The 7813-nt window shown below is 59.6% G+C and carries 9 protein-coding genes; 5 read left to right on the forward strand and 4 right to left on the reverse strand.

All coding sequences use genetic code 11. From position 1 onward, the window contains the following. Positions 1-21: 21 nt before the first annotated feature. The gene (locus ACRQ1B_RS19240; protein WP_432295593.1) at positions 22-1350 is read right to left on the reverse strand and encodes an aminotransferase-like domain-containing protein; all 1329 of its coding nucleotides are present in this window, start codon (positions 1348-1350) and stop codon (positions 22-24) included. 102 nt (positions 1351-1452) lie between these two features. On the opposite strand from ACRQ1B_RS19240, the gene ACRQ1B_RS19245 reads away from it, so the two are divergent. From ACRQ1B_RS19245 to ACRQ1B_RS19265, 5 genes are all read left to right on the forward strand, one after another. Beyond that, a complete protein-coding gene (locus tag ACRQ1B_RS19245) occupies positions 1453-2424 on the forward strand; it encodes a substrate-binding domain-containing protein (RefSeq protein WP_432295595.1) in 972 nt (323 codons plus the stop codon). A gap of 63 nt (positions 2425-2487) precedes the next feature. Continuing rightward, entirely contained in the window at positions 2488-3375 is an 888-nt protein-coding gene (locus ACRQ1B_RS19250) for an ABC transporter substrate-binding protein (protein WP_432295597.1), read from the forward strand. Next, positions 3372-4301: an amino acid ABC transporter permease gene (locus ACRQ1B_RS19255; RefSeq protein WP_432295598.1), complete on the forward strand. Its 930-nt coding sequence runs from the start codon at positions 3372-3374 to the stop codon at positions 4299-4301. Before ACRQ1B_RS19250 ends, ACRQ1B_RS19255 begins: the two co-directional genes overlap by 4 nt. Continuing rightward, positions 4298-5092 carry an amino acid ABC transporter ATP-binding protein gene (locus tag ACRQ1B_RS19260; protein WP_432295600.1) on the forward strand — a complete coding sequence of 265 codons (795 nt, stop codon included), beginning with the start codon at positions 4298-4300 and terminating at the stop codon, positions 5090-5092. Before ACRQ1B_RS19255 ends, ACRQ1B_RS19260 begins: the two co-directional genes overlap by 4 nt. A 72-nt stretch (positions 5093-5164) precedes the next feature. Beyond that, on the forward strand, positions 5165-6349 hold the full coding sequence (locus ACRQ1B_RS19265) for a M20 aminoacylase family protein (protein ID WP_432295602.1): 1185 nt from the start codon (positions 5165-5167) through the stop codon (positions 6347-6349). A gap of 100 nt (positions 6350-6449) precedes the next feature. On the opposite strand, the gene ACRQ1B_RS19270 is transcribed toward ACRQ1B_RS19265, so the two are convergent. From ACRQ1B_RS19270 to ACRQ1B_RS19280, 3 genes are all read right to left on the reverse strand, one after another. Further along, the gene (locus tag ACRQ1B_RS19270; protein ID WP_432295799.1) at positions 6450-6731 is read right to left on the reverse strand and encodes a YkgJ family cysteine cluster protein; all 282 of its coding nucleotides are present in this window, start codon (positions 6729-6731) and stop codon (positions 6450-6452) included. Between the two features lie 92 nt (positions 6732-6823). After that, entirely contained in the window at positions 6824-7138 is a 315-nt protein-coding gene (locus tag ACRQ1B_RS19275) for a hypothetical protein (RefSeq protein ID WP_432295603.1), read from the reverse strand. A gap of 197 nt (positions 7139-7335) precedes the next feature. Further along, complete coding sequence (locus ACRQ1B_RS19280; RefSeq protein WP_432295604.1) at positions 7336-7545, reverse strand: cold-shock protein; 210 nt, start codon at positions 7543-7545, stop codon at positions 7336-7338. Positions 7546-7813: the final 268 nt, after the last annotated feature.

Below are 7813 nucleotides of genomic sequence, written 5' to 3' on the forward strand. Positions count from 1 at the left end.
CGGGGCTTATCGCCCCTACCCTCAGCCCCCACGCGCGGCGAGAGCGATCGCATCCGCCACCTCACCGGCGCGATCGTCCAGCGTGCTGGTGGCGACGCGCAGATGATGGCTGGGCAGGAAGGAGAACTTGTTGCCCGGCTGCACGGCAATGCCCCGCGCAGCCAGCGTGACCATGGCAAACGGTTCGCTTTCCACCTTCACCCACGCGCAAAGACCGCTGCCGACCGTCGCCTCGACGCCACGCGCCGCGAGTTTTTCCGTCAGGCCATCGCGGCGTTTTTTGTAGATGCCGCGCGCCTTCGCAATCATCTCGGCCGTTGCCTCGTCGCGCAGCAGCCACGCACCTGCCGCCTGCAGGATACGGCTCGTCCAGGCGGCGCTGAAACTGCGATAGGACTGGATCTGCTCAACGATCGCCTTCGTGCTCGACAGCACTGCGAGACGCAGGTCCGGCCCGTGGGTTTTCGAAAACGACAGGATGTGGATGACGCGATCGGGAAATTCCTGCCCAAGCGAATGACGGCCGCTTTCGGCGATGTCGGCAATACCGTCATCCTCGATGATCAGCGTATCGCTGCTGCGTAGAACATCCGCCAGTTCCCACATGCGCCCAGCCGTCACCGTGCGGCCGGTGACCGAATGCAGACGCGGCTGGAACAGGAAGACCACCGGCTTGTAGCGCATCGCTTCCTGCAGCGATGACGGCAACGGTCCATCCTGATCACATTTCACCGGAATGATATGGGCGCCGATATGCTCGAGAATATCGAGCAGGCGCATCGCCGTCGGCTCTTCGATGGCCACGGGCGCGCCCGGCGTCACCAATGCATGGATCGCCGTATAGACGGCATTATAGCCGCCATTCATGGTCAGAAACGCTTCCGCTTCATAGGCCCATGTCCTGCGCACCTCCGTTTCCAGTTCCGGCAGGATTCGGCTGCGCTCATAACTGTTGAGATCCTCCGCCGAGGCACCATAGGCGAGTGCCTTGGCCAGAGGCGGCAGCAGCCTCTGGTCCGGCACGGCCATGGTCAGATCGAGCGCATCGGGCCCGTATCGACCCGAACTGGCCAATCGTTCCGGCTTGGCGATGAAACGATCGCCGCTTACCCAGGTACCGTTTCGGCCTCTGCCGGTGATGATTTTCTGCTTTCGAAGCTCGCTCCAGGCCTCCGAAATCGTCGCGGGGCTCACGCCGAGCGAAAAAGCGAGGTCACGGATCGGAGGCAGCTTTGCGCCGACCGGAAGTGCGCCTGCCCTGATCAAGGCACTGGTTTCCAACGCAATTCCGCGAATTGTGCGGTCGCTTAATTTTTGGGCAAACCAGTTCGAATCGTAGGCGTCGCTCATTCTCTCACCAAATTTAATGTTCAATAACGTAATAACATTTGATCATTTCAAAATGAACATTTTAATCTCAGTCCATCAGCATTTTCTGAATGAGTAGCACAAATGACACTGCGCCTTCGAATTGCACTGCGTGACTGGGACTACATGACGCCGCTGGTTCTCGGTGACGTCGCCTCCGACAAACTCGATCTTCAGGTTGATCGTATCGGCACGCTGGTTTCCCATATCGGCAAAGACCCGGATCATGACGCCGCTGAAATCTCCTTCAGCCGCTATACGCAGCTTCGCCATGACGGTGATGACAGTGTTGTCGCTATCCCCAACTTCATCATGCGCGGTTTTCGCCATCGCTGCATCATGACCATGGCCGACAGTGACATCACCACACTTGGTCAACTCAAGGGCAAGCGCATCGGCGTGACCGGCTGGCGCGACAGTGGCAACACCTGGACGCGCGCCGCCGTGCGCCGCGAAGGTGTCGAGGTGAAGGACGCAATGTGGTATGCTGGTCGCCTGACCGAGGCGCACCCGATCACCGACCGTCTCGACGGTTTTGGCCAGCCCGGCCTGATCGAAGCCTGCCCCGGCGAGAAGCCGATGGTGGACCTTTTGCGCGACGGCGGACTGGATGCGATCTTCACGCCCTTCATGCCGAACGGCTATTTCGAGCCGGGTTCGCCATATCGTCAGGTTCTGTCGGATTTCCGTTCGGAAGAGCGCCGCTATTTCGATGATGTCGGTTATGTTCCGGGCATGCATCTGATCGGCATCAAGGCCGAGATCGTCAAGGAAAACCCGTGGGTGATCGCCGAAGTCAGCCGCCTCATCGACGAGTCGCAGAAAATGTGGACGGAGAAGCGCCGCAAATATGCCGAAACGACGCCGTGGATGTTCGACGAAGTGCTGAAGACGTCGCGCGAACTGCCCAAGGGCTGGGACGCCAGCGGCTTTGCCGTCAACCGCAAGATGATTGACGATTTCGCCAAGGAACTGCATGCGCAGGGCATCATGAAACGTCACATGACGCCGGAAGAGCTTTTTGCATACGATACCGACGGAAGCCGGATCGGATAAACTCAAGGCCTGCAACTTTAGCCTCTCAAGAAACGTAGCTTTGTAAAACAAAGGGGAATGAACATGTCGCATAAGAAACTTATCGCTCTCGCATTGGTCGGCGTGGCCCTGGCCGGTGTCGCCAAGGCTCAAGACGCTTCCATCAAGCTGGACGTGGTGAAGGAACTGAACGACCGCCTGCCGGCGGACATCAAGGCCGCTGGCAAGATGACCTCGGTCAACAACGGCTCCTTCCCGCCTTATGAAATCGTCACCGGCACGGAAATGACCGGCGCCAGCGCCGATCTCACCGACGCGCTCGGCCAGGTTCTCGGCGTTAAGATCGACCACGCGACCGTCGGCGGCCTGCCGGCGCTGCTGGCCGGCGTCAACTCCAACCGCTACCAGTTCGCCTTCGGTCCGGTCGGCGACTTCAAGAGCCGCGAAGAAGCCAACGATTTTGTCGACTGGGTTCAGGAATTCGTGGTCTTTGCCGTGCAGAAGGGCAACCCGAAGGGCATTACCTCGCTCGACACCGCCTGTGGCCAGCGCATTGCGGTCATGGCCGGTGGTTCCGCCGAGCGCGTGATCCAGGCACAGTCGGAAAAGTGCAAGACCGATGGCAAGGAAGCCGTCGCCGTTCAGTCCTATACCGACCAGCCGGCGTCGATCCTCGCCGTCCGCTCCAAGCGCGCCGATGCCTTCTTCTCCTCGCAGGCACCGCTGACCTATTTCGTTTCCCAGGCCAACGGCCAGCTGGAACTGACCGGCGTGGGTGAAAAGAACGGTTTCGACAACCTTTATCAGGGCGCTGTCGTGCCGAAGGGTTCCCCGCTTGGCCCGCTTCTGCAGGATGCCATCAAGGTTCTGATGGATAACGGCACCTATGCGACGATCATGAAAAAGTGGGGCCTTGAGAACAACATGCTCAAGGAGCCGGGCATCAACCTCGGTGGACAGCTGCCGAAATGAGCACGAACACTTCAACACAGGCAGCGCCTTCGGGCGCTGCGGATTTCCGCGATGTGGCAACGGCGCATGCGCCGTTCCGCTATGGCCGTCTCGCGCTCTGGCTGATCGTCACCATCGTGGTCGTCGATTTCGGCTGGATCGTTGCCAATAACGAAAATTTCGGCTGGCCGGTCGTTGCCCAGTATTTCTTCGACCCGACGGTTCTGAGCGGCCTATACGTCAGCCTTGGCCTGACCGTGATCGCCATGATCCTCGGCGTGGCGCTCGGACTGATCATCGCCATCATGCGCATGTCCGACGACAGGCTGGCGAGCGGTTTCGCCTCGCTGTTCATCTGGTTCTTCCGCGGCACGCCGCTCCTGGTCCAGCTGATCTTCTGGTACAACATGTCGACGCTGTTTCCGAACCTGTCGATCGCCATTCCCTTCGGCCCGACACTGGCCAGTTGGGACACCAATTCGGTCATCACGCCGATGACGGCGGCGATCGTCGGTCTGGCGCTCAACGAAGCGGCTTACATGGCGGAAATCATCCGCGGCGGTCTTTTGTCCGTTGAACGCGGACAGGCCGAAACGGCGCAGGCATTCGGCATGACCAAGGCGCGCGCACTGCGCCGCATCATCATTCCGCAGGCGATGCGCTCCATCGTGCCGCCGACCGGCAACCAGCTGATCAGCATGATCAAGGCAACATCGCTGGTCAGCGTCATCGCCATGGCCGACCTGCTCTACTCCGTGCAATCGATCTATAACCGCACCTTCGAAATCGTGCCCATGCTGATGGTTGCGGTCATCTGGTACCTGCTGATCACTTCTGTGCTCAACATCGGTCAGAGCTATATCGAAGCCTATTACGGCCGTAGCGACCGCCGCAACGCGACGGCTGCCGCCAAGCCGGCGGCTGTCACAGAGGAGGCAAGCCATTGACCGCAACTGTCAAAGAAATTGCCGTTGATGCAAAGCCCCTCGTTCAGGCCCGCAACGTTCACAAGGCCTTCGACCAGCTCGAAGTGCTGAAGGGTATCGATCTCGATGTCGCACCCGGTGAAGTCGTCGTCATTCTCGGGCCATCCGGCTCGGGCAAATCGACCTTCCTGCGCTGTATCAACCACCTCGAAAGCATCCAGCAGGGCTTTATCGAGGTGGACGGCGAGCAAATCGGCTACCGGGTAAAGAACGACCGGTTGGAAAAGCTGACCGATAACGGCATTGCAAAACAACGCCGCAAGATCGGCATGGTGTTCCAGCAGTTCAATCTCTACCCGCATATGACGGTGCTGCAGAACATCATCGAGGCACCGGTCGGCGTGCACGGTGAAAGCCGCAAGGATGCGATCGAGAATGCCCGCCAGCTTTTGAAGCGGGTCGGCCTTTCCGAAAAGGAAGGCAACTATCCGCGCCAGCTTTCCGGCGGCCAGCAGCAGCGCGTGGCGATTGCCCGCGCGCTGGCGATCAAGCCCAAGCTGATGCTGTTCGATGAGCCGACATCGGCGCTCGATCCCGAACTCGTCGGCGAAGTGCTGGCGACGATGAAGGATCTGGCCAAACAGGGCCTGACCATGATCGTCGTCACCCACGAGATCGGCTTTGCCCGGGAAGCCGCCGACCGCGTGGTCTTCATGGATGGCGGTGTCATCGTCGAACAGGGCAAGCCGGAGGATGTGATCGGCAACCCGCAGCATCCGCGCACACAGGCCTTTCTGTCGCGCTTCCTTTAAGAACTCCTCCCCACCTCGCCCCGGCCGAAAGGTCGGGGCATTTTTCTTGAATTTCGAACGTCTGGATAAGCCATGCCAACCCAAGACAATCTTTATGCCCGCGTTGCCGATTTCGATGCGATGGAAGCCGAACTGAAGGCGACACGTCAGCACCTGCACGCACACCCGGAACTGTCCTTCGAGGAAGCCGAGACCGCCCGTTACGTGGCTGACAAGCTGGAAGGCTGGGGTTTCGACGTGACCCGCAATGTCGGCGGCCATGGTGTCGTCGCGACGCTCAAGAACGGCACCGGCACGAAAAGCATCGGCATCCGCGCCGACATGGACGCGCTGCCGATCGCCGAAGAAACCGGTGCGACCTATGCCAGCACGGTTCCGGGAAAAATGCATGCCTGCGGCCATGACGGCCACACGACCATGCTGCTTGGCGCCGCCGAATATCTGGCCCGCACCAAACGCTTCAACGGCACGGTCACGCTGATCTTCCAGCCGGCAGAAGAGGCCGGTAAGAACAGCGGCGCGCAAAAAATGATCGAGGACGGCCTGTTCGAACGGTTTCCGATCGATGCCATTTTTGGCCTGCACAACCATCCGGGCATGCCGGCCGGCGCACTGCTGACCCGTCCGGGCGCCATCATGGCGGGCGGCAATACGGTCAAGATCACCATTCACGGCAAGGGCGGCCATGCTTCGCGTCCGCATCTGACCATCGACCCGGTCCTGATCGCCTGCAATCTCGTCGTGACGATGCAGTCCATCGTGTCGCGCAATGTCGATCCGACCCAGACGGCAGTCGTCACCGTCAGCACCATCCATGCCGGTAAGGCTTCGAACGTCATTCCCAATTCGGCAGAAATCTCGATGAGCGTACGCTATTTCGATCCGGCCGTGGCCGAACTTCTCGAAGAGCGTATCCGCAAGCTGACGGCAAGCGTGGCCGAAGGCCATGGCGCGACGGCGGAGATCGAATATGAATACGGTTATCCGGTCGTGATGAACTCGGAAGCGGAAACGGCGTTTGCCAACGAAGTGGCGCGGGAACTGGTTGGCGATGCAAACGTCTCCACCTGCCCGCCGCTGCCGGGCAGCGAGGATTTTGCCTATTTCCTCCACCACCGGCCCGGCAGCTTTCTGCGCCTCGGCAATGGCAAGGATTCGGCCATCCTGCATTCGTCGAAATACGATTTTAACGACGGCAGCCTGACGACCGGTTCGGCCATGTGGGCGCGTCTGGCGGAACGTTATCTGGACGCCTGAGCGGATCGGATTTTTGCGTGATACAAGCACCCTGCGGCCAATGTCGCGGGGTGTTTTTGATTATCGCAAGCGACCGATCGTGGGCGGCTTGCGCCCACCCTCAATCCATTCCGAAGGCGGCGCGGGCTATCAGGCACTCGTCGTCTCCCGGCAGACAGGCCCGACAGACATCGGGCCGAACATCGTAGACCATGCAGGACGTGCTTTCACCGACCTTGCCGGAAAGCGCCGAACACCTATTGTCCTCACAACGCATGCCGCGCTGATCGGCAGCGACGAACTGCGCCGGAACCTTGTCCAGCGCTTCATCGGTTTCCATCGTGAACCGTGGCCATTCCTGAGAATAGGAACAGCAGGCACCGCATGTCTGGCAATCCAGCACAGGCGTCCCGCCCGCGTCATCGGCGAACAGGTCTTCGGGTCGAGCGTCACGGCTCTCCGGATGCGTCCAGATCGATGAGGCGTCCCTCACCGTCACTTGTGCTTCAGCAGCCAGATCTTGCCGGCCATGGTGATGCCATGCGGGGTTTCATCCGCATCGACGTCTGCGGTGAGAACCTGCAAAAGGCCGTAGTCCCGCAACTGGGTGACCGTGCCGGTCGTCGCGAACTTCACCTTCAGCGGACGCTCCTTGAAGCGGTCGGTTCTCGCATAGGTCTCGACGGCGTCGAGATGGGTCCACTTCTTGCCTTCCTGCGGGTGCAGGTCGCCATCTTTTGCGAGCTTCAACCCCCTGACCTGGGTCGGCGTCAGCTCAACGGTCAGCATGGCGGTCTTCGTGTTGGTCATGTCTTTTGTTCTTCCTTTACGTGCCGAAGTCCTGCGTGGCGCGACACGGTCCGCGGGTCGGGACAATGTCTCGGTTGTCTTTGGTACGACGACCATCGCCAACAAACAAAAAAAGGCCAGGCTTGAGCCTGACCTTTCATATATGACGCTTTCAGCAATGCCAGTACATCCGTGGTCACACGAAAGCGGATATCAGATCAGGCGGCCTGGAGATTGGTGGCCGACATCTTGCCGGACTTCTTGTCGCGTTCCAGCTCGAAGGAAACCTTCTGGCCTTCAACGAGTTCGCGCATGCCTGCCCGCTCGACGGCGGAGATATGCACGAAAGCGTCGGTGTCGCCGTTGTCAGGCTGGATAAAGCCGAAGCCCTTGGTGGAATTGAACCATTTAACTGTGCCGGTGGTCATGATGAACCCTTTCTTAGCAACAAATGTGGACCACAACGCGAACCGCGGTGCGGATGGTGATAACGATGCTTTAAAGGGAGGGTCGTTCAATACGCGGTGCCAATCGCGCAGTAACCAAATCTCGGCAGGAAAATATCGATAAACTCTAAATAGAGATGCAAACGCCGAAAGTCAACTTTTAGTTTTCCGAGGGTAAAAAAACATCCGCCCCATCCGCGTTGGGTTCAGCCAGTCACGGGCGCCACCGACGCCCATGACTGGTTCCCCC

Source organism: Endobacterium panacihumi (assembly GCF_050847465.1).
Lineage (GTDB): Bacteria > Pseudomonadota > Alphaproteobacteria > Rhizobiales > Rhizobiaceae > Neorhizobium > Neorhizobium panacihumi.